Below are 18,805 nucleotides of genomic sequence, written 5' to 3'. Positions count from 1 at the left end.
GGGTGAGACCTGATGCCGAGCCGATTGTGGTGAAGTGGATGATCCTATGCTGTCGAGAAAAGCCTCTAGCGAGTTTCATGGCGGCCCGTACCCTAAACCGACTCAGGTGGTCAGGTAGAGAATACCGAGGCGTTCGGGTGAACTATGGTTAAGGAACTCGGCAAAATGCCCCCGTAACTTCGGGAGAAGGGGGGCCATGTCTGGTGACGGGATGTACTCCTTGAGCTGGGTGTGGCCGCAGAGACCAGCGAGAAGCGACTGTTTACTAAAAACACAGGTCCGTGCGAAGCCGTAAGGCGATGTATACGGACTGACGCCTGCCCGGTGCTGGAACGTTAAGGGGACCGGTTAGTCCTGTTTCGACAGGGCGAAGCTGAGAACTTAAGCGCCAGTAAACGGCGGTGGTAACTATAACCATCCTAAGGTAGCGAAATTCCTTGTCGGGTAAGTTCCGACCTGCACGAATGGCGTAACGACTTCTCGACTGTCTCAACCATAGGCCCGGTGAAATTGCACTACGAGTAAAGATGCTCGTTTCGCGCAGCAGGACGGAAAGACCCCGGGACCTTTACTATAGCTTGATATTGGTGTTCGGTTCGGCTTGTGTAGGATAGGTGGGAGACTGTGAGCCGGTAGCGCCAGCTATCGGGGAGTCGTCGTTGAAATACCACTCTGGTCGTGCTGGATGTCTAACCTCGGTCCGTGATCCGGATCAGGGACAGTGTCTGGTGGGTAGTTTAACTGGGGCGGTTGCCTCCTAAAGGGTAACGGAGGCGCCCAAAGGTTCCCTCAGCCTGGTTGGCAATCAGGTGTTGAGTGTAAGTGCACAAGGGAGCTTGACTGTGAGACTGACGGGTCGAGCAGGTACGAAAGTAGGGACTAGTGATCCGGCGGTGGCTTGTGGAAGCGCCGTCGCTCAACGGATAAAAGGTACCCCGGGGATAACAGGCTGATCTTCCCCAAGAGTCCATATCGACGGGATGGTTTGGCACCTCGATGTCGGCTCGTCGCATCCTGGGGCTGGAGTCGGTCCCAAGGGTTGGGCTGTTCGCCCATTAAAGCGGTACGCGAGCTGGGTTTAGAACGTCGTGAGACAGTTCGGTCCCTATCCGCTGTGCGCGTAGGAGTCTTGAGAAGGGCTGTCCCTAGTACGAGAGGACCGGGACGGACGAACCTCTGGTGTGCCAGTTGTCCTGCCAAGGGCATGGCTGGTTGGCTACGTTCGGGAGGGATAACCGCTGAAAGCATCTAAGCGGGAAGCCTGCTTCGAGATGAGGACTCCCACCCCCTTTGAGGGGTTAAGGCTCCCAGTAGACGACTGGGTTGATAGGCCAGATGTGGAAGCCCTGTGAGGGGTGGAGCTGACTGGTACTAATAGGCCGAGGGCTTGTCCATTGTTGCTCGCGTTCACTGTGTGGTTCTGAAACAACCAGCCCACCACCATGCCCCCTGCACGGGGGTGTGGGGTGTGTGTTTCATGGTGTTTCGGTGGTCATAGCGTTAGGGAAACGCCCGGTTACATTCCGAACCCGGAAGCTAAGCCTTTCAGCGCCGATGGTACTGCAGGGGGGACCCTGTGGGAGAGTAGGACACCGCCGAACAATCTTTATGGACCCTCGGTCCTGGCCTAAGCGCTGGGACCGGGGGTCTTTTTTTCGTTGTTCTTCGGTGCGCGTCCTCTCCGTCATGGCGAGAGACTCGCACTACAGCAGTACGATCCGACAGGAGTCACGTCGATGCCCAACTCGCCTGAAGACCGGCCCGAGCGTCCCGAACGCCGGGACTCGCGCCCGAACGGCGGCGGCGACCGCGGGGGTTACCGCAGCAGCGGTCCGCGGCGGGACGGTGACCGTCCCACCGGCGGCTTCCGTCGCGACGATCGACGTGACGACCGTCCGCGGGGCCCGCGCCGCGAAGACGACCGTGGCGGCTACCGCCCGCGCGACGACCGCCGCGACAGTGGTGGCCGTCCTCCGGCCGGCGGCGGCTACCGTCCCCGTGACGACCGCCCCCGCGACGACCGTCCGCGCCAGGACCGCCCCCGCGACGACCGCTCCGGCGGTGGCGGCGGTGGCTTCCGCCCGCGTGACGACCGGCCTCGTTTTGACCGTCCGCGTGAGGACCGTCCCGGCGGTGGTGGCGGGTTCCGTCGTGACGACCGTCCGCGTGACGACCGGCGTGACGACCGTCCCCGTGGCCCGCGCCGTGAGGACGACCGCGGCGGCTACCGCCCGCGCGACGACCGTCCCAGGGACGACCGCCCCCGTCAGGACCGGCCCGGCGGCGGTGGCGGTGGCTTCCGCCCGCGCGATGACCGGCCTCGTTTTGACCGTCCGCGTGAGGACCGTCCCGGCGGTGGCGGTGGTTTCCGGCGTGACGACCGTCCGCGTGACGACCGGCGTGACGACCGTCCCCGTGGCCCGCGCCGTGAGGACGACCGTGGCGGCTACCGCCCGCGCGACGACCGTCCCAGGGACGACCGTCCGCGCCAGGACCGCCCCCGCGACGACCGCTCGGGCGGTGGCGGCGGTGGCTTCCGCCCGCGTGACGACCGGCCTCGTTTTGACCGCCCGCGCGAGGACCGTCCCCGTGACGACAGGCCCCGTGACGACCGCCCCCGCTTCGACAGGCCGCGTGACGACCGGCGCGACGACCGGTCCGGCGGTGGCTTCCGTCCCCGTGAGGACCGGCCGCGCTACGACCGCCCGCGTGACGACCGCCCCGGTGGCGGCGGTGGCGGGTTCCGCAGGGACGACAGGCCCCGTGACGACCGGCCCCGTTTCGACGGCCCGCGTGACGACCGCCCGCGCGGTCCGCGCCGCGACGACGACCGTCCCCGTTTCGACCGGCCCCGCGACGACCGTCGCGATGACCGCCGTGACGACCGTCCGCGTGGCCCGCGTCGGGACGACGACCGGGACCGTGGCGGCCAGGGGCGTCGCCCCGTGGTCGAGGGCCGCGGCCGGTTCGAGAACCGGGGCAGGGACGACCGCCGTGAGGAGCGGGAGCCCGTCCGCAGGCTGCCGATCCCTGACGAGGTCACCGGCCACGAGATCGACCCGAGCGTGCGCCAGGAGCTGATGAGCCTGCCGAAGACGCTCGCGGAGGACGTGGCGCGCAACCTCGTCATGGTGGCCCGGCTGCTGGACGAGGAGCCCGAGCAGGCGTACGCGTACTCGCGCGTCGCGCTGCGTCTTGCGTCCCGCGTCGCGGCCGTCAGAGAAGCGGCGGGCTTCGCGTCGTACGCCAGTGAGCGGTACGCCGAGGCGCTGGCCGAATTCCGGGCGACCCGGCGGATGACCGGCACCGTCGACCTGTGGCCGGTGATGGCGGACTGCGAGCGCGGTCTCGGCCGTCCGGAGCGCGCGCTGGAGATGGCGGGCGCCCCCGAGGTGCACAAGCTGGACAAGGCCGGCCAGGTCGAGATGCGCCTGGTCGCGGCCGGGGCCCGGCAGGACATGGGCCAGGACGAGGCCGCGGTGGTCACCCTCCAGAGCTCCGAGCTGGCGTCCAACGCCGTGCACCCGTGGACCGCCCGCCTGCGGTACGCCTACGCGGACGCGCTGCTGCGCGTCGGCCGTGAGCGCGAGGGTCGCGACTGGTTCGCGAAGGCGCTCGAAGCCGACCACAACGGCACCACCGACGCCTCCGACCGCCTCGCCCAGCTCGACGGCGTGGAATTCGTCGACGCCATCGACGAGGACGACGCGGCCGAGTCCGAGTCCGAGCCTCAGCGGCCGGACACGACGGGCGAGGCGGCGGACGACGAGGACGACGCCGACGACACGGACGACGACGTTTCGGACGAGGACGTCTCCGACGAGGACGACGACGAGACCTCCGAGACCTCCGAGGAGCCCGTCGGCGGTACCGACGAGTCCGCGCAGGACGAGGACGACTCTGACGACGAGGACGACGAGGACGACGACGAAAGCGCCCACGACGCAGAGGGCTCCGACGACGCCGAGAAGGCCGGGCAGAAGGCCGAGGCGGCCGACGGCGCCGCCCCGTCCTCCTTCCTCGACTCGCCGTTCCGCGAGCCCGCCGCCCACGGCGAGCCGAAGAGCGACGACGAGGACTGACACCCGCACGCGTCCCACGTGAAAGGGCGGCACCCGCACACCGCGGGTGCCGCCCTTTCGTATGCCCGGCTACGACCCGGCCGCGCCTCGACTCCGCCCCACCTCCGCCCCGCCTCCGACCCGGCTCCGCCTCGACCCGGACGAGGCGCCGGATCAGCCGAGTTCGACGCTGCGCATCACCAGTCCGCTCGCCGGTTTCGGGCCGAAGGACGTGGACTTGCGAGGCATGGTCACGCCCTGGCGGGCGAGGTCGCGGACGACGTCCTCGTGCACCGGGTGCATGAGGACGGCCGTGCCGTGCAGCCGTTCCGCGAGGCCGACGGCGGCGGCCGTGTCGTGGATGTAGCGGATGTCCTCGGGGGAGTCGGGGACTTTCCAGACGTCGTCGAGCAGCAGACTGTGCAGGACGGCGGCGTCCAGGCGGCGCCATTGCGCGGGCCGGTCGGCCGGTACGCCGCGCTCGATGGCCGCCGGGTCGGGGCGGTCCAGCAGGTGGAAGCCGCCGTCGCCCGCGAGCAGGAAGGCGTTGCCGTCGTCCGCGGCCTGCGCCAGCGCGTCGAGCGCGCCGTCCAGCGAAGGACCGGGCAGCGGCCGTACGCGGAAGGTGGTGCGGGCGGCCTCCAGCGCGTCGGCCAGCGGCAGCCGGGGCAGGACGCGGTGGATGGCGCGTACCCGCAGCGGGTAGCGGGCGGTGTCGACCAGCAGGACGAGGCCGTAGTCCCAGGGGGTGCCGGGGCGGTGGGCCGACTGGAGCAGCCGGTAGGTCGCCCAGCGGTGGTGGCCGTCGGCGATCAGGGCCTGGTGGGACGCGAGATCGGCCTCGACAGCCGCGTGGTCGGCGGGGTCGGTGAGCGCCCACAGCCGGTGCCGTACCCCGTCCTCGGTGACCGTGGCCAGCAGCGGCTCGGCGTCGGCGGCGGTGCGGTCGATGACGGCGGCCGTCGCGTCGCCCTGCCGGTAGGACAGCAGCAGCGGCTCCAGATTGGCGCCGGTCGCGCGCATCAGGGCCGCGCGGTCGGCGACCGGGCCGGGCATGACGTCCTCGTGCGGCAGGACGACGCCGTCCTCCGGCGGTGTGAGCCGCAGTGCGCCGATCACCCCGCGCTGGAGGTGGTCGCCGTCGCGCTGTTCGTAGACGTAGAGGGCGGGCAGCGGGTCGGCGGCGAGGACGCCCTCGTCGAGCCAGGCGGTGAGGGTCCTGGCGGCCTTGCCGTGCCGGGCGGCCGGTGTCTCGGCCTCGGGGAGGATGAGCCGGACGACGTTGTGCGGGTCGGCCGTCTCCAACCGCCGCTGGCCGTCGGGGCGTACGACGACGTCGTACGGCGGTGAGGTCACCGCGGCCAGGCTGCCGACGCGCTGTCGTACATAGCGGAGCCCGCGGAAGGGCTTCAGACGCAGGCCGTGCTCGCCGTTGAGTCCGGAGTTGGTCATCAGCGCATGCTATGTCCGGGGCGGCCATGAGGGATGATCGGGGTCATCGACGACACCCCGAGGAGCGAGCCCGTCATGACCCACCGGACCAGTCCGAACGGCACCGAAGGACCGCTGGACACGGCGTACGACACGGCGCTCCTCGACCTCGACGGGGTCGTGTACGCGGGCGGTGACGCCATCGCGCACGCGGTCGAGTCGCTGGCCGCGGCGAGCGGGCATGGGATGCGTCTCGCTTATGTGACGAACAACGCCTCGCGTACGCCGCAGGCCGTCGCGGAGCACCTCACAGACCTCGGGGTGCCCGCGGAGGCCGACGAGGTGATCACCTCGGCGCAGGCGGTGGCGCGGCTGATCGCCGATCAGGTGCCCGAGGGGGCGAAGGTGCTCGCGGTGGGCGGCGAGGGGCTGTTCGCGGCGCTGCGCGAGCGCGGGCTGCGGCCGGTGGAGTCGGCGGACGACGAGCCGGTGGCGGCCGTGCAGGGGTACGGGCCCGACCTGCGGTGGTCGCAGCTCGGGGAGATGGCGTACGCGGTGAACCGGGGCGTGCCGTGGTTCGCGTCCAACACGGATCTGACGATTCCGAGCGCGCGCGGGATCGCGCCGGGGAACGGCGCGGCGGTGGAGGTCGTACGGATCGCGACCGGCGGTGAGCCGCAGGTCGCGGGGAAGCCGCTGCCGCCGATGCACCGCGAGACGGTGATCAGGACGGGGGCGAAGCGGCCCCTGGTGGTGGGGGACCGGCTCGACACGGACATCGAGGGCGCGTACGCAGGCGAGGTGGATTCGCTGCTCGTGCTGACCGGGGTGACGGACGCGGCCCACCTGCTCGCCGCCGAGCCGCGCCACCGTCCCACGTATGTCGCCGCCGACCTGCGCGGGCTGCTGGCCGCGCAGCCGGAGGTCACGGCGGCCGACGGCGGCTTCCGCTGCGGGGGTTGGACCGCCTCCGCCGCCTCGGACGCGCTCGTGCTCGACGGTGACGGCGACGCGCTCGACGGACTGCGCGCGCTGTGCGCCGCGGCCTGGACGTCGGCGGGCGACGGCACGTGCGGCCTGGACGCGGACAAGGCACTGGCGCGGCTGGGTCTTTGAGCGTGGCTGGGCCTTTGAGCCCGGCTGGGATTTTGAGGCGGGCCGGTGCTCGGAGGCGGGCCGGCGCTCTGAGCCCGGCCGGGGCTCTGAGGCGGGCTCCATGATGCGGGCCCGGCCCGGCACTTGAGCCCGGCTGACCCGCGCGGGCGCGTCTGACCGCGCCGCACCCGCCCGCCTGACGCGGTGCGCGCCATGCGGTGCGCGCCCCGTGGCGCGCGGCCGGGTCAGGCGTCCGCGTCCGCCGTGGCCTCGCTCTTCGCGCCTGCCTCGGCCTCGGCTTCGGCTCCGGCCTCGGCCTCGGCTTGCGCGACGGCCGCCGCCAGCAGGTCGTCCTCGGTGACGCCGTGCCGCCAGTAGCCGGTGAATTTGATCGCCTTGCGGTCGATGCCGCGGTCGTTGACCAGGTGGCGGCGGAGCGCGCGTGCCGAGGCGGCCTCGCCCGCGATCCAGGCGTAGGGGGTGCCGGAGGGCAGGTCCCCGGCGTCGCGGACGGCGGCCAGCAGCGCGGCGGTGCGGTCGGCGCCGGGGTGTTCCCGTACCAGCCAGGTGATGTCGGCGTCGGCGTCGGTGGTCAGCGGGATGCGGTCGTCGGGGTGGGCGACCTCGATCCAGACCTTGACGGGCATGCCCGCGGGCAGCCACTCCAGGATGCTCGCCACGGCGGGCAGCGCGGTCTCGTCGGCGGTCAGCAGCACCCAGTCGGTACCGGCGGGCGGCTGGAAGTCGACGCCGCCGTTGTCCTCGCCTGCCGGGGCGAGGATGCTCACCGGGTCGCCGGGCTTGACCTGTTGGGCCCAGCGGGAGGCGGGGCCGAGGTCGCCGTGCAGGGCGAAGTCGATGTCGATTTCCAGCGGGTCGCGGCGGACCGCGCGGATCGTGTACGTCCGCATGATGCCGCGGACGTCGGGGTCGAGGGCGCGCCAGTCGGCGTACCAGTCGGCGCCGAGCGGTTCCGGCAGCACCGGGCGGGTCTGGCCCCGCTGCGGCAGGAAGAGCTTGAAGCGCTGGTCCCGGCCGCCGCTCACGACGCCGGCCAGGTCGTCGCCGCCGAGCACGATCCGTACCAGAGTGGGCGACAGCCGCTCGGTGCGCAGGACGCGGGGGTGGAAGAAGAGGTAGGGCGCGGTGGACACGGCGTCAGCTCACCTTCTTCGCACCGGCGATGGCCTTGGTCAGCGCCTCGATCTGGGCGGCGCACTTGTCGTACGAGAAGATCGGCTCGCTCGGCCAGCCGATGACCTGTCCGGCCTTGACGGCGGCCAGTTGCGCCCAGGTGGGCTTGGCGGCCAGGTCCTTGGGCTGGAGGGTCGCGGTGCGGTTGTCGAGCATGATGATGTCGGGCTTGTACTTGTCGGCGTTCTCCCAGCTCAGCGTCTCGAAGAAGCCGCCTTCGACCTTGTCGGGGACGATGAAGTCGACACCGAGGCTCTTGTAGTAGCTGAGGTCGGACGCGGAGGGCGGGGTGGAGACGTAGAAGGAGTCGGCGCTGCCGGAGGCGGCCATCACCTTGATGCCGCCGGACGCCTTGGCGGCGGCGCGCAGATCGGCGGACGCCTTCTCGAAGCGGGCCTTGGCGGCGGCGTTGGTGGTCGAGTCCATGTCCGCGCCCAGGGAGGCGGCGAGTTCGGCGTACCGCTGGAGCGGGGTGGTGATCGGGACGCCCTTGAGGCTGATGCCGACGCTGGGCGCGATGCCGAGGATCTTCTTGGCGCTCTCGTCCGGCACGTACCAGAGGGTCGGCGCCTCGTACATGTGGCTGATCAGCAGTTGGGGGGAGAGAGCCGCGTACTTCTCGATGTTGAACTCGCCCCACGTGTTGCCGACCACGGTGAGCTTGCTGACGTCGAGGTCGCCCGCCTGGGCATCGGCGCCGCCGCCCTTGACCGTGGTCGGGCCGAAGACGCCGACGCACTCGACGCCGTAGTCGTGCAGCGCGGCGGCGGCGCCGACGTAGGCGACCAGTTTGGCGGGGGTCTTGTCGAGCTTCACCGTGGTCTTGCGGTCGTCGGTGAAGGACCAGGGGCCCGCGGGGGTCTTGGCGCCGGAGTCCGCCGTGCCGCCGGAGTCGGCGCCCGAGTCCTTGGAGTCCTTGTCGGAGGAACCGCCGCAAGCCGCGAGCAGGGCGCCGATACCGACGGAGCCGCCCACGGCGAGCACGCCGCGCCGCGACATTCCGGACATGGGTGAGAAACGAGGGGGATTCATCAAGACAGCCGCTCTGCTCGGAGTTGAGGTGGCCAGGTTAGGCTAACCTAATCACCGTGTTGGTCGATCGTCACTCCCCACCCGCTCCGGTCACCGGACAGCAGGTCGCCGGCCCACCGGCCGTCGAACGCCGCGGCAGCGTCGCGCGGGCGAACGCGAAACGCGCCGCCGGACTGCTCGTCGCCGTCGGCCTGCTGGTCGTCGTGGCCCTCGCGAGCATCGCCATCGGCGCCAAGGACATACCCGTCGACCAGGTCTGGCACGGGCTGTTCCACTACGCGGGCACCGACAACGACGTGGTGATCCGCAAACTGCGGCTGCCGCGTACGGTCCTCGGACTCCTCGTCGGCGCCGCGCTCGGCGTCGCGGGCGCGGCCATGCAGGCCCTCACCCGCAACCCGCTCGCCGACCCCGGACTGCTCGGCGTCAACGCGGGCGCCGCGGCGGCCGTCGTCTCCGCGATCAGCTTCTTCGGCGTGACCAGCATGAGCGGTTACGTGTGGTTCGCCCTCGGCGGCGCGGCCGTGGTCTCGGCGCTGGTCTACGTCATCGGCGGCAGCCGGTCCGCGACCCCGGTCCGCCTCGCCCTCGCGGGTACCGCCGTCACCGCCGTGCTCCAGGGCTGGACCACCGCCGTCGAACTCAGCGACAACGCGGCCCTGGACCGGATGCGCTTCTGGCAGGTCGGCTCGCTCGCCGCCGCCGACATGGCGACCGTCCGCTACGTGACCCCGTTCCTCCTGGCCGGCGCCGTACTCGCGTTCATCAGCGGCCGGCCGCTCAACGCCGTCGCGCTCGGCGACGACACCGCCCGCGGCCTCGGGGCCAAACTGACCCGCACCCGCGTGCTGGTGATGATCTCCATCACGCTGCTGTGCGGCGCGGCCACCGCCGCCTGCGGGCCGATCGTCTTCATCGGCCTGATGGTGCCGCACGTCGTACGCGGCATCACCGGACCCGACATGCGCTGGATCCTGCCCTACGCGGCCGTGCTGTCACCGGTGCTGCTGCTCGGCGCTGACGTGGTCGGACGGCTCATCACCCGCCCGGCCGAACTCCAGGTCGGCATCGTCACCGCGGTCCTCGGCGGACCGGTCTTCATCGCCCTCGTACGCCGCCGAAGGATGGCCGAACTGTGAGAGAACCCGTACTGCGCACCCGCGGCGGACTGTCCGTCCGGTTCGACCGGCGCGCGGCCGCCGTCTCCTGCGTCCTGCTGCTCGCGGCCCTCGCCGTCTCCGTCGTCCTGATCGGCACGGGCGACTACGCCATCGCCCCGCTCGACGTCGTCCGCACCCTGACCGGACACGGCACCGCCGCCCAGGAGTTCATCGTCCGCGACCTGCGGCTGCCGCGGGTGATCGTGGCGCTGCTCGTCGGCGCCGCGCTCGGCATGGCGGGCGCCGCCTTCCAGACCGTCTCCCGCAACCCGCTCGGCAGCCCCGACGTCATCGGCTTCGGCCAGGGCTCCGCCGCGGGCGCGCTGATCGTCATCGTGCTGCTCAAGGGCAGCGCCTACCAGGTCTCCATCGGCGCCGTCGCGGGCGGACTGCTCACCGGCATCGCCGTCTACGTGCTGGCCTGGAAGCGCGGGGTGCACGGCTACCGGCTGGTGCTGATCGGCATCGGCGCCTCTGCCGTGCTGTCGGCCGTCAACAGCTATCTGCTGGTCAAGGCCGACTTCGTGGACGCCGCCCGCGCGATCGTCTGGATCACCGGCTCCCTCGACGGCCGCGACTGGGACCAGGTCTGGCCGCTGCTCGTCGCCTGCGGCGTCCTCATGCCCCTGTTGCTGTCCCAGGGACGCGCGCTGCGGATCAGCGAGATGGGCGACGACGCGGCGGCGGCGCTGGGCGTCCGCGTGGAACGCACCCGGCTGATCGTCGTACTCGGCGCCGTCCTGCTCACCGCGTCCGCCACCGCGGCGGCGGGCCCCATCGCCTTCATCGCGCTGACCGCGCCCCAACTGGCCCGGCGCCTGACCCGTTCGCCGGGTGTCTCGCTGCTGTCGTCCGCGCTGTTGGGCGCCGCGCTGCTCGTCGCCGCCGACCTGGCCGCCCAACGCGCCTTCGGCTCAGGCCAGGTGCCGGTCGGTGTCGCCACCGGCGTGCTCGGCGGCGGCTATCTGCTGTGGCTGCTGATCGCGGAGCGGAGGGCCGGACGGATATGAGGACGCGTACGGAACGCGAGGAGCGTACGGAGAACGCGCGGAGCGCGGTCGACCCGGAACGTACGCAGGGCACGTCGGACCCGGAGCGTACGCAGGGCACGTCGGACCCGGAGCGTACGCAGGGCGCGGCCGGCCCCGAGCGTACGGCGCTCACAGCGCGGCTGAGACCGCGCCGCGGCGGCCGACGGAAGCAGCCGCGGCCACCGGCAGACACCACCCGCCAGACCCCTTCGGCAGAACACGGAGCGTCCCGCATGACCCGCCTCGCCGCCGAGTCCGTCACTCTCGCGTACGACCAGCGGGTCATCGCGAAGGAGCTGTCGGTCGCCATACCCGACCAGTCCTTCACCGTCATCGTCGGACCGAACGCCTGCGGCAAGTCGACATTGCTGCGCGCGCTGTCGCGGCTGCTGAAGCCGGCCGCGGGCCAGGTCCTGCTGGACGGCCAGGCCATCGGCACGCTGCCCGCGAAGGCGGTCGCCAGGACGCTGGGGCTGCTCCCGCAGAGCTCGGTGGCGCCCGACGGGATCACCGTGTCGGGGCTGGTGTCGCGCGGCCGGTACCCGCACCAGGGGCTGCTGCGGCAGTGGTCGCCCGAGGACGAGCGAATCGTCGACGAATCGATGGCGGCGACCGGCGTCACCGCCCTGGCCGATCGCTATGTCGACGAACTGTCCGGCGGACAGCGCCAACGCGTCTGGATCGCCATGGCCCTCGCCCAGCAGACCCCGCTGCTGCTGCTCGACGAGCCGACCACCTTCCTCGACATCCAGCACCAGCTCGACGTGCTCGACCTGTGCGCGGAACTCCACGAACAGCGCGGCCGTACGCTCGTCGCCGTCCTGCACGACCTCAACCAGGCCGCGCGCTACGCCACTCACCTGATCGCCATGCGCGACGGCCGGATCGAGGCGCAGGGGCCGCCCGCCGAGATCATCACCGCGGAGCTGGTGGAGCGGGTCTTCGGGGTGCGCTGCCGGATCATCGAGGACCCGGAGAGCGGTACGCCGCTGGTGGTGCCCGCCGCGCGGCGGGCCGGTGCGGTGGCGGCCGGCGCGACCCTCACCGACGCCGAGCCGGGCCAGGACTCGGAACCGGCTCCCGGCGTCAAGTCCGGTACGGGTTCCGACCCCGTCGATTCCGTGCCCGGTTCCGGGTCTGGTTCCGTGCCGGGGGCCGGGTCTGATGCCGTGCCAGGCGCGGGGCCGGGCTCGGTGTCGGATTCCGGGTCAGGTTCCGCGCGTGACTCGGCGTCGGCAGCCGGTTCCGTATCCGTATCCGTATCCGGTGATTCCGCGCCCGGCCCGCTTACAGCAGAGACCGCAGACGCAGGACGTCCCGCAGGCCGGCCTGGAGCTTGACCCGGCCGCTGCCCCACGCCTTGGCGAAGTTCAACTCGCCGCGGACCAGGGCGACCAGGTCGTCGCCCGACATGGTCAGCCTGATCTGCGCCTTGTCGGCGGGCGTGCCCGGCACGGTCGTCACGTCCTCGATCCGGCCGCCGGACAGCCGCCCCACGAAGGTCACGTCCAGATCGGTGATCCGGCAGCTCAGGGAGCGGTCCATGGCGGCGGCTGAGCGCACGCCGCCCTCGGCGTCGGCGAGGTTCGCCGCCAGTCGGTCGAGCGCGCTGCGGCACTCCTCGATCGTCGCCATCGGTGCGGTGTCCTTCTGGATCGTGCCGGATCGTGCGCGGTCCGCGCGCACGTCCGGACGACGCTACCGCAGCACCGCGGGGCACCGTGCTCGGGCCGCGGTCGCGATACGCGGTAGCGTCGTGACCGGATACGTCAACGGCGAGGCGAGGAGTGTGAGCGATGCGGGACGCGCTGCGTACCTGTCTACAGATCGCGGGCGGCCTGACCGAGGCCACCCGGCGGCGCACGATCGACGCGGCGAGGGAGCTGCTCGACCAGACGGGAATAGACGTCGACGCCGTCCAGCGCAGGATCGGCTCCGCCATTCCGGCCGAAGTCCAGACCCTCGCCGACGAGCTGATGGCCTCGGGCCGGGCCAACCGCGACCTGCTGCTCGGACTCATCCGGGACGAAGTCGACAAGACGATGAGCCGGGTCGGCCGCCTCGCCGACGAAGTGACGAAGGTCGGCGTCGTCCTCGAAACGCTCGAACGGCGCATCGGGAACCTGGAGTCCACCGACGAGGACGCGGCCGACAGCGGTGCCGGGCAGGCCCGGCCCTCGGAGGCGGCTCCCCGGCGCGGCGCCGCCCCGCCGGTCCAGCACGTCAAGGTCGAGCCGGACGCGGCGCCCGCCGCCGCGCCCGCGAAGAAGGCGGCCCCGGCCGCGGCGACCGCTCCCAAGGGCACGGCGTCGACCGCGGTCCGCAAGGCGGCGGCGAAGAAGGCGCCTTCGGCGCGGAAGACGGCGGCCAAGAAGTCGGCGACGACTCCTTCGCCGGCCGCTCCGGCTTCCCCGGCCTCCCCGGCGGCGAAGAAGGCCGCCCCGACCCGGAAGACCGCCACCGCGGGTACGGGCCCGGCCGCCACGAAGACCGCGTCCGCCAAGAAGGCCGCGGCCAAGAAGACCGCGCCCGCGAAGAAGTCCGCCACCCGCAAGACCACCCCGGCCAGGCCCACCCCGGCCCAGGCGGCCCCTCCGGCGCCCGCGGCCCCCGCGACGCCGGAACAGCCGGAAGGCACCACCCCGGCGAAGAAGGCGACGGCGAAGAAGGCGACACCCGAGAAGACGGCAGCCAAGAAGGCCCCCGCGGCGAAGAAGGCGTCCGCCGTCAAGAAGACCGCCGCGGTGAAGAAGTCGACGACGGCCAGGGCGGCCACGACGAAGAAGGCCGCGGCCAAGAAGGCGCCCGCCGCGAAGAAGGCCACGCCCGCGAAGAAGTCCGCACCGGGGCCTGAGGCGGGTAACGGCGGTGAGTGACCTCGATTTCGGGCCGTCCGGTGCCGCACCGGCACCGGACGGCGACGAGGCGCCGGACGCCGCACCGGCGCAGGACGCCGACGCGGTCGGACCGGCGGACGGGGCCGTTCACGCCCTGCCGGAGGCGGCCGGTCCCGTACCGCTCGGCGTGGTGCTGCGGGAGACGGGGAATGCCGACGTGGACGCGGCGGTTGCCCGGCTGTCGGACGCCGACGAACTGCCGACCGCGGGACACATAGAGGTGTACGAGGACGCGCACCGCGGATTGCGGGACGCACTCGCCGCGCTGGACGAGAACAGGAGCTGAACCGTACGTGGTGGCACGACGCCGACTCGACGCCGAGCTGGTGCGCCGGAGTCTCGCGCGCTCGCGGGAGCACGCAAGCCAGTTGATCGCCGCCGGGCGGGTGACCGTCGGCGGCGCGACCGCCACGAAGGCGGCCACGCAGGTGGAGACCAGCGCCGCCGTGGTGGTGGCGCGGGACGCCGACGAACCCGACTACGTGTCGCGCGGCGGCCACAAGCTGGCCGGCGCGCTCGCCGCGTTCCAGCCGCGCGGGCTGACCGTCGAGGGCCGCAGGGCGCTCGACGCGGGCGCGTCCACCGGCGGCTTCACCGATGTGCTGCTGCGGGCGGGCGCCGCCGAGGTCGTCGCGGTCGACGTCGGCTACGGCCAGCTGGCCTGGTCGTTGCAGAGCGACGACCGCGTCACCGTCAAGGACCGTACGAACGTCCGCGAGTTGACGCTCGACCACATCGACGGCACCCCCGTCGACCTGATCGTCGGCGACCTGTCGTTCATTCCGCTCGGTCTGGTGCTGCCCGCGCTCGTACGGTGCGCCGCGCCCGACGCCGATCTCGTCCTGATGGTGAAGCCGCAGTTCGAGGTGGGTAGGGAACGACTGGGCAGCGGTGGCGTCGTCCGCAGCACCCAGCTACGGGCCGAGAGCGTACGCAAGGTCGCCGCTCAGGGGGCGGAGCTGGGGCTCGGGGTGCTGGGCGTCACGGCCAGTCCGCTGCCCGGACCGTCCGGGAATGTGGAATATTTTCTGTGGCTGCGGGCCGGTGCGCCTCCTCTGGACCCGGCCGATGTCGACCGTGCTGTGGCGGAGGGGCCCCGTTGACCACCAAGACCGAATCCGGAACCGGATCCGAAGCCGGACGCGACGCGCAGTGCGGACCGGGCGGCGCCCGTACCGTCTTCCTGCTCGCCCACACCGGCCGCCCGGCCGCCATCCGCAGTGCGGAGCGCGTGGTCAAGGGGCTGCTGAGGTGCGGGATCGGCGTACGGCTGCTCGCCGAGGAGGCCGCGGACCTGCCGCTGCCCGCCGAGGTCGAGCACGTCACGGAGCCGGGGCCCGAGTCCGTCGAGGGCTGCGAGCTGATCGTCGTACTCGGCGGTGACGGCACACTGCTGCGCGGCGCCGAATTCGCCCGCGCCTCCGGGGTCCCGCTGCTCGGCGTGAACCTCGGCCGGGTCGGCTTCCTCGCCGAGGCCGAGCGGGACGACCTCGACAAGGTCGTCGACCGCGTCGTCACCCGCGAGTACGAGGTCGAGGAGCGGATGACCCTCGACGTGCTGGTCCGCAACGACGGGCACATCGTGCACACCGACTGGGCGCTCAACGAGGCCTCGGTCGAGAAGGCGTCCCGCGAACGCCTCCTGGAGGTCGTCACCGAGGTCGACGGCCGCCCGGTCTCCCGCTTCGGCGGCGACGGCGTCGTCTGCGCCACCCCCACCGGCTCGACCGCCTACGCCTTCTCGGCCGGCGGCCCCGTCGTCTGGCCCGAGGTCGAAGCGCTCCTGATGGTGCCCATCAGCGCCCACGCCCTCTTCGCCAAGCCCCTGGTGACCTCGCCCCGCTCCGTCCTCGCCGTCGAGGTCCAGCCCAAGACGCCGCACGGCGTCCTGTGGTGCGACGGCCGCCGCACCGTCGAGCTTCTCGCCGGTGCCCGCGTCGAAGTCCGCCGGGGCGCCGTGCCCGTGCGGCTGGCCCGGCTCCACCACGCCTCCTTCACGGACCGTCTCGTCGCCAAATTCGCCCTCCCCGTCGCCGGATGGCGCGGCGCCCCCCAATGACCCGCCTGACGGCGGACCGTTCGCTACGCGCAGGCGGGCGCCCGTCGCGGGCGTGAGGACAGGGCGCTGCCCTTGCGCAGGGCCTGGTTCTTAGGGGCGCGGGGAACCGCGCGACCAGCCCCCACCGGGCCGTCGGCCCGAGAACAGCCGGTCTGCCCCGCTGGGGCCGGTGGTGCCCCGCGGGAGCGCTTCGGCGGGCCGCGCAGCCCCAGCCGCCGCTGAAAAGACCGGTGTGCCGCCCCGGCGAAGAAAGGCCCGGGGCCGCGCCCTGGAAGACGCTTGCCCACTCCGCGGGGGACACCCGTTCGGGGCCGAGCCCCGGAGATGCGCACCGCCCCCCGCAGGGGACCGTCGCGCGGCGGGGCGCAAACCTCGTATGGTCGTACCCGTGTTGGAGGAAATGCGAATCCGGTCGCTCGGGGTCATCGAGGACGCCGTGGTGGAACTCTCACCCGGCTTCACCGCGGTGACCGGCGAGACCGGTGCGGGCAAGACCATGGTCGTGACCAGCCTCGGCCTGCTCCTGGGCGGCCGGGCCGATCCTGCGCTGGTACGCATCGGCGCGAAGGCGGCGTCCGTCGAGGGCCGGATAACGATGGCCCCCGGCAACCGGGCCTCCGTACGGGCGGAGGAAGCGGGCGCGGAGCTGGACGACGGCGCGCTGCTGATCAGCCGTACCGTCTCGGCGGAAGGCCGCTCACGGGCGTTCGTGGGCGGCCGTACCGTCCCGGTCGGGCTGCTCGGCGAGCTGGCGGACGACCTGGTGGCCGTGCACGGCCAGACCGACCAGCAGGGCCTGCTGCGCCCGGCGCGGCAGCGCGAGGCCCTGGACCGGTACGCGGGCGACGCCGTCGCGGCGCCGCTGGCGAAGTACGGGTCGGCCTACCGCAGGCTGCGGGAGGTCGCGGCGGAGCTGGACGAGCTGACGACGCGGGCCAGGGAGCGCGCGCAGGAAGCGGACCTGCTGCGGTTCGGCATCGAGGAAGTGGCGGCGGCCGAGCCGGTCGCGGGCGAGGACACCGAACTGGCCGCCGAGGCGGCCCGCCTCGGCCACGCCGAGGCGCTGGCGAGCGCGGCGGCCATCGCGCACGCGGCGCTCGCGGGGAACCCGGAGGACCCGGAGGGCGTGGACGCGGGCACCCTCGTGGCGGGGGCGCAGCGCGCGGTGGACGCGGTCAGCGCGCACGACCCGGAGCTGGCGGGCCTGGCGGCCCGGCTCGGCGAGATCGGCATCCTGCTCGGTGACGTCTCGGGCGAGCTGGCGGGATACGCCGACAATCTGGACGCCGACCCGCTGCGGCTCGCGGCCGTCGAGGAGCGCAGGTCCGTACTGGCGCATCTGACGCGCAAGTACGGCGTCGACATCGACGGCGTGCTGGCCTGGGCCGAGGAGAGCGCCGCGCGGCTCGGCGAACTCGAGGGCGACGACGAGCGGATCGAAGGACTCACCGCGGAGCGGGACGCGCTCCGCGCGGAGCTGGGCGCGCTCGCCCAGGACCTGACCGACGCGCGGGGCGAGGCGGCGGACCGTTTCGCCGCCGCCGTCACCGCGGAACTCGCCGAGCTGGCGATGCCGCACGCCCGTGTCGGCGTCGCGATCCGGCAGACCGAGACGGCCGAGCCCGATGCCGGGATCGAGGTGGGCGGCCGGGCCGTGGCCTTCGGCCCGACCGGCGCCGACGAGGTGGAGCTGCAACTGGCCCCGCACCCCGGCTCCCCGGCCCGGCCGATCGCCAAGGGCGCCTCGGGCGGTGAACTGTCGCGCGTCATGCTCGCCGTCGAGGTGGTCTTCGCCGGGTCCGACCCGGTGCCGACGTACCTCTTCGACGAGGTGGACGCCGGAGTCGGCGGCAAGGCGGCCGTCGAGGTCGGCCGCCGCCTGGCGCGCCTGGCCCGTACCGCGCAGGTCGTGGTCGTCACCCACCTCCCGCAGGTCGCGGCCTTCGCCGACCGGCAGCTCCTGGTCGAGAAGACCAACGACGGGTCCGTCACCCGCAGCGGCGTCACCATCCTGGAGGGCGAGGCACGGGTGAAGGAGCTCTCCCGCATGCTCGCCGGTCTCGAGGACTCCGAACTGGGCCGCGCCCACGCCGAGGAACTCCTCGCCGCGGCCAAGGCGGCCCGCTGACCCCCCGACACCCCGGCCCGCTGCCGCCAGCCGCGTCGCCGAGCCCCTGACCGCCCCGGTCGAACGTGCCCAAGGTCTCGCGGCGGTCCGGCGCAGGCCGGTGCTGCCGGGAGCGCCAGCCGTGTCGCTGAGCCCCGGCCGCTCCGCTCGGACGTGGACGGGGTCTCGCAGCGGTCCGAGGAGCGGGCCCGGACGCCGAGGTCCGGCTGCGCCGCCGGTCCTGGCGTGAGGTCGCGTGGCCGTCCGGAGGCAGGCCGGTGCCGCCGGGGGCGTCAGCCGTGGCGCTGAGGCCCGGCCGTTCCGGTCGGAGCTGCCCGAGGAGCGGGTCTGGGACCGCAGGTCCGGATGGCGACGTGCGGGTGCGCCGCCCGGGTGGGCGGGGGGGCGCGTGGCCGCCAGTCGTTGCGGCGGGCGGCGGGCGGGTGAGGTCGGTCGGGTGGCGGCCTGTCGAAGGAGGCCGGGTGCGCCGGGGTGCGGCGAGGGCGGTACGGCACCTCGGCCGCGGAGGGCCCTTGGCGGTCCGGGACAGGGGCGGGGCCGGACGCGGCGCGTCGGTCGGGCGGGCCTGCGGGCCCTTGGTGGTCCGGGTCCGGAGGACATCGGCGCGGTCGGATAATGTGCCGCGCGCGGCGGGAGCGCGCGGAGACGGCTTTCCGGGGGCGTGGCGGGGAAGGCTGTGCGGGCCGGGTAATTGCGCAGCCGGGCGCGGCGGTTGGC

General features: G+C 72.7%; 14 protein-coding genes, 2 rRNA genes and 1 pseudogene. 12 read left to right on the top strand and 5 right to left on the bottom strand.

Annotation, left to right across the window (positions count from 1 at the left end; genetic code table 11):
• A 23S ribosomal RNA gene (locus ACFY9V_RS13465) occupies positions 1–1,395 on the top strand; the annotation flags it as partial.
• 89 nt (positions 1,396–1,484) lie between these two features.
• Positions 1,485–1,601: ribosomal RNA gene (gene rrf, locus ACFY9V_RS13460) — 5S ribosomal RNA — on the top strand.
• A gap of 102 nt (positions 1,602–1,703) precedes the next feature.
• Here rrf and ACFY9V_RS13455 read toward each other — a convergent pair.
• A complete protein-coding gene (locus ACFY9V_RS13455) occupies positions 1,704–3,050 on the bottom strand; it encodes a hypothetical protein (RefSeq protein ID WP_391161364.1) in 1,347 nt (448 codons plus the stop codon).
• Between the two features lie 15 nt (positions 3,051–3,065).
• Between ACFY9V_RS13455 and ACFY9V_RS13450 the strand changes: the two genes are divergently transcribed.
• Entirely contained in the window at positions 3,066–4,082 is a 1,017-nt protein-coding gene (locus ACFY9V_RS13450) for a hypothetical protein (protein WP_391161363.1), read from the top strand.
• A 153-nt stretch (positions 4,083–4,235) separates the two neighbouring features.
• Here the strand turns inward: ACFY9V_RS13450 and ACFY9V_RS13445 are convergent, their stop codons facing one another.
• On the bottom strand, positions 4,236–5,513 hold the full coding sequence (locus ACFY9V_RS13445) for a DUF1015 family protein (RefSeq protein ID WP_391161362.1): 1,278 nt from the start codon (positions 5,511–5,513) through the stop codon (positions 4,236–4,238).
• A gap of 75 nt (positions 5,514–5,588) precedes the next feature.
• Between ACFY9V_RS13445 and ACFY9V_RS13440 the strand changes: the two genes are divergently transcribed.
• The gene (locus ACFY9V_RS13440) at positions 5,589–6,608 is read left to right on the top strand and encodes an HAD-IIA family hydrolase (RefSeq protein ID WP_391161361.1); all 1,020 of its coding nucleotides are present in this window, start codon (positions 5,589–5,591) and stop codon (positions 6,606–6,608) included.
• A gap of 224 nt (positions 6,609–6,832) precedes the next feature.
• Here the strand turns inward: ACFY9V_RS13440 and ACFY9V_RS13435 are convergent, their stop codons facing one another.
• Both ACFY9V_RS13435 and ACFY9V_RS13430 read right to left on the bottom strand, forming a co-directional pair.
• Complete coding sequence (locus ACFY9V_RS13435) at positions 6,833–7,741, bottom strand: siderophore-interacting protein (protein WP_391161360.1); 909 nt, start codon at positions 7,739–7,741, stop codon at positions 6,833–6,835.
• A 4-nt stretch (positions 7,742–7,745) separates the two neighbouring features.
• A complete protein-coding gene (locus ACFY9V_RS13430; protein WP_391161359.1) occupies positions 7,746–8,789 on the bottom strand; it encodes an ABC transporter substrate-binding protein in 1,044 nt (347 codons plus the stop codon).
• Positions 8,790–8,986: 197 nt separating this feature from the next.
• Between ACFY9V_RS13430 and ACFY9V_RS13425 the strand changes: the two genes are divergently transcribed.
• The 3 genes and pseudogenes from ACFY9V_RS13425 to ACFY9V_RS13415 all read left to right on the top strand — a co-directional run.
• The gene (locus ACFY9V_RS13425; RefSeq protein WP_391161393.1) at positions 8,987–9,952 is read left to right on the top strand and encodes an iron chelate uptake ABC transporter family permease subunit; all 966 of its coding nucleotides are present in this window, start codon (positions 8,987–8,989) and stop codon (positions 9,950–9,952) included.
• Positions 9,949–10,983 (top strand): iron chelate uptake ABC transporter family permease subunit, encoded by a 1,035-nt coding sequence (locus tag ACFY9V_RS13420; RefSeq protein WP_391161358.1) that lies wholly within the window; start codon positions 9,949–9,951, stop codon positions 10,981–10,983. The genes ACFY9V_RS13425 and ACFY9V_RS13420 overlap by 4 nt, the downstream gene beginning before the upstream one ends.
• A 254-nt stretch (positions 10,984–11,237) precedes the next feature.
• A pseudogene (locus tag ACFY9V_RS13415) lies at positions 11,238–12,035 on the top strand (ABC transporter ATP-binding protein); the annotation flags it as partial.
• Between the two features lie 256 nt (positions 12,036–12,291).
• Here the strand turns inward: ACFY9V_RS13415 and ACFY9V_RS13410 are convergent.
• Positions 12,292–12,639, bottom strand: a complete 348-nt coding sequence (locus ACFY9V_RS13410) for an SCP2 sterol-binding domain-containing protein (RefSeq protein ID WP_391161392.1) — start codon at positions 12,637–12,639, stop codon at positions 12,292–12,294.
• Positions 12,640–12,800: 161 nt separating this feature from the next.
• Here ACFY9V_RS13410 and ACFY9V_RS13405 point away from each other — a divergent pair, with 161 nt between their 5' ends.
• The 5 genes from ACFY9V_RS13405 to recN all read left to right on the top strand — a co-directional run bounded on the left by ACFY9V_RS13405 (position 12,801) and on the right by recN (position 18,088).
• Positions 12,801–13,880: a histone gene (locus ACFY9V_RS13405; RefSeq protein WP_391161357.1), complete on the top strand. Its 1,080-nt coding sequence runs from the start codon at positions 12,801–12,803 to the stop codon at positions 13,878–13,880.
• On the top strand, positions 13,873–14,187 hold the full coding sequence (locus ACFY9V_RS13400) for a hypothetical protein (protein WP_355333532.1): 315 nt from the start codon (positions 13,873–13,875) through the stop codon (positions 14,185–14,187). The genes ACFY9V_RS13405 and ACFY9V_RS13400 overlap by 8 nt, the downstream gene beginning before the upstream one ends.
• Positions 14,188–14,197: 10 nt before the next feature.
• Positions 14,198–15,004 carry a TlyA family rRNA (cytidine-2'-O)-methyltransferase gene (locus tag ACFY9V_RS13395; protein ID WP_391048624.1) on the top strand — a complete coding sequence of 269 codons (807 nt, stop codon included), beginning with the start codon at positions 14,198–14,200 and terminating at the stop codon, positions 15,002–15,004.
• The gene (locus tag ACFY9V_RS13390; RefSeq protein WP_355333527.1) at positions 15,001–15,960 is read left to right on the top strand and encodes an NAD kinase; all 960 of its coding nucleotides are present in this window, start codon (positions 15,001–15,003) and stop codon (positions 15,958–15,960) included. Before ACFY9V_RS13395 ends, ACFY9V_RS13390 begins: the two co-directional genes overlap by 4 nt.
• 376 nt (positions 15,961–16,336) lie before the next feature.
• Positions 16,337–18,088, top strand: coding sequence for a DNA repair protein RecN (gene recN / locus ACFY9V_RS13385; protein WP_391048619.1), 1,752 nt, complete (start codon positions 16,337–16,339; stop codon positions 18,086–18,088).
• Positions 18,089–18,805 lie beyond the last annotated feature (717 nt).

Source organism: Streptomyces sp. NPDC008317, from assembly GCF_042955955.1.
In the GTDB taxonomy this organism is placed as follows: domain Bacteria; phylum Actinomycetota; class Actinomycetes; order Streptomycetales; family Streptomycetaceae; genus Actinacidiphila.
This window is presented reverse-complemented; position numbering and strand designations above follow the sequence as displayed.

Bases quoted from the DNA above. Each gene is read 5' to 3' on its own strand.
- ACFY9V_RS13445 (WP_391161362.1), bottom strand. From the start codon at position 5,513: ATGACCAACTCCGGACTCAACGGCGAGCACGGCCTGCGTCTGAAGCCC.
- ACFY9V_RS13440 (WP_391161361.1), top strand. From the start codon at position 5,589: ATGACCCACCGGACCAGTCCGAACGGCACCGAAGGACCGCTGGACACG.
- ACFY9V_RS13430 (WP_391161359.1), bottom strand. From the start codon at position 8,789: ATGTCCGGAATGTCGCGGCGCGGCGTGCTCGCCGTGGGCGGCTCCGTC.
- ACFY9V_RS13410 (WP_391161392.1), bottom strand. From the start codon at position 12,639: ATGGCGACGATCGAGGAGTGCCGCAGCGCGCTCGACCGACTGGCGGCG.
- ACFY9V_RS13405 (WP_391161357.1), top strand. From the start codon at position 12,801: ATGCGGGACGCGCTGCGTACCTGTCTACAGATCGCGGGCGGCCTGACC.
- recN (WP_391048619.1), top strand. From the start codon at position 16,337: ATGGTCGTACCCGTGTTGGAGGAAATGCGAATCCGGTCGCTCGGGGTC.